We start from the raw sequence: 1,073 nt of genomic DNA on the forward strand, positions 1-1,073 counted from the left end.
CGCCTAGGATCGACAGTGCCGGCGCCTCGGCATGGATGGTCGCGGCCAGCGCCTCGATCTGGCCGATCACCACGTCGGGGCCGGCCTGCGCCTGCGTCGGCACCGCCGCGAAGGCCAGGATCTTGCCGTCACGGTCGACCAAAGCGGCACGAAGCTCCGTGCCGCCAAGATCGATCGCGAGGGCGGCTTCGATGTTCATGCCGCGACCTTCAAACCATGCAGCCAGCCGATGCGGCCGGCGAGATCCTTGTCGCCGAAAGCGAGCGAACCCAGAACCACCGTCTCGGCGCCGGCGGCGCGCAGCAACGGCACGGTTTCGTGGCGGATGCCGCCGTCGGCGGCGAGCACCACCGCCGCCTCGCGGCCGGCCTTTCGCAGGATGGCGCGGGCCTCACCCAGCCTGTCACAGGCTTTCTCCGACAGGCCCTGGCCCTTGACGCCGATCGCGGTGCCGAGAAGCGTTACGAAAGCGACCTCGGATACGAAAGGCGTCACCGCCTCGACCGGGGTCTCCAGCCTCAGCACGACGCCGGCCTCGGCGCCGAGTTCGCGCGCCAGCCGCACCGCGCGCAGGCCCGCCTCGCCGTTCTCGGCATGGACGCTGATCATGTCGGCGCCGGCCTCGATGAACTGACGCGTCTGTTCTTCGACGATTGCCCCATCGACCATCAGATGGACATGGATGGGCTTGGCCGTCAGCGTGGCAATGCGGGCGACGAGATCGGGGAAAAACAGGAAGGACGGAGCGAAATGGCCGTCCGCGACGTCGATGTGGTGCAGATCGACATAGGGCTCGATGCGCTTCAAGTCGCTCTCGAAATTGGCCAGATTGGCCGACCATGACGAGAATTCGGCGACCAGACGGTCGCGCGGCAATGCGGCGATGGCGGCCGGGCCTGACAAAGGTTTCGAGATCATGACTGGTCCTGGTTGTTGAAATTTCTATCGAGGAAGCCGCCGATGGCGGCACGGATTTCGGCGAAGTGGCGGTCCTTGTCGGTGGCCTTCGGGCTCACCTCGGCGAAGGCTGCGTTCGGGATGGTTTGGGCGAGTTCGCGGGCGGTCGCCAGGGG

At 66.9% G+C, this 1,073-nt stretch carries 1 protein-coding gene and 2 pseudogenes; all 3 read right to left on the bottom strand.

The window, feature by feature from the left end:
* Nucleotides 1-199 (bottom strand): annotated as a pseudogene (locus EOA36_RS35980) (ROK family protein); the annotation flags it as partial.
* A complete protein-coding gene (locus EOA36_RS35985; protein ID WP_127281284.1) occupies nucleotides 196-918 on the bottom strand; it encodes a ribulose-phosphate 3-epimerase in 723 nt (240 codons plus the stop codon). The gene EOA36_RS35985 and the pseudogene EOA36_RS35980, both read right to left, overlap by 4 nt.
* Nucleotides 915-1,073, bottom strand: a pseudogene (locus EOA36_RS39010) (alpha/beta hydrolase); the annotation flags it as partial. The gene EOA36_RS35985 and the pseudogene EOA36_RS39010, both read right to left, overlap by 4 nt.

It is taken from the genome of Mesorhizobium sp. M8A.F.Ca.ET.021.01.1.1, assembly GCF_003998025.1.
In the GTDB taxonomy this organism is placed as follows: Bacteria; Pseudomonadota; Alphaproteobacteria; order Rhizobiales; family Rhizobiaceae; genus Mesorhizobium.

Excerpts from the sequence above, each read along its gene's own strand:
- EOA36_RS35985 (WP_127281284.1), bottom strand. The coding sequence starts at position 918 with ATGATCTCGAAACCTTTGTCAGGCCCGGCCGCCATCGCCGCATTGCCG.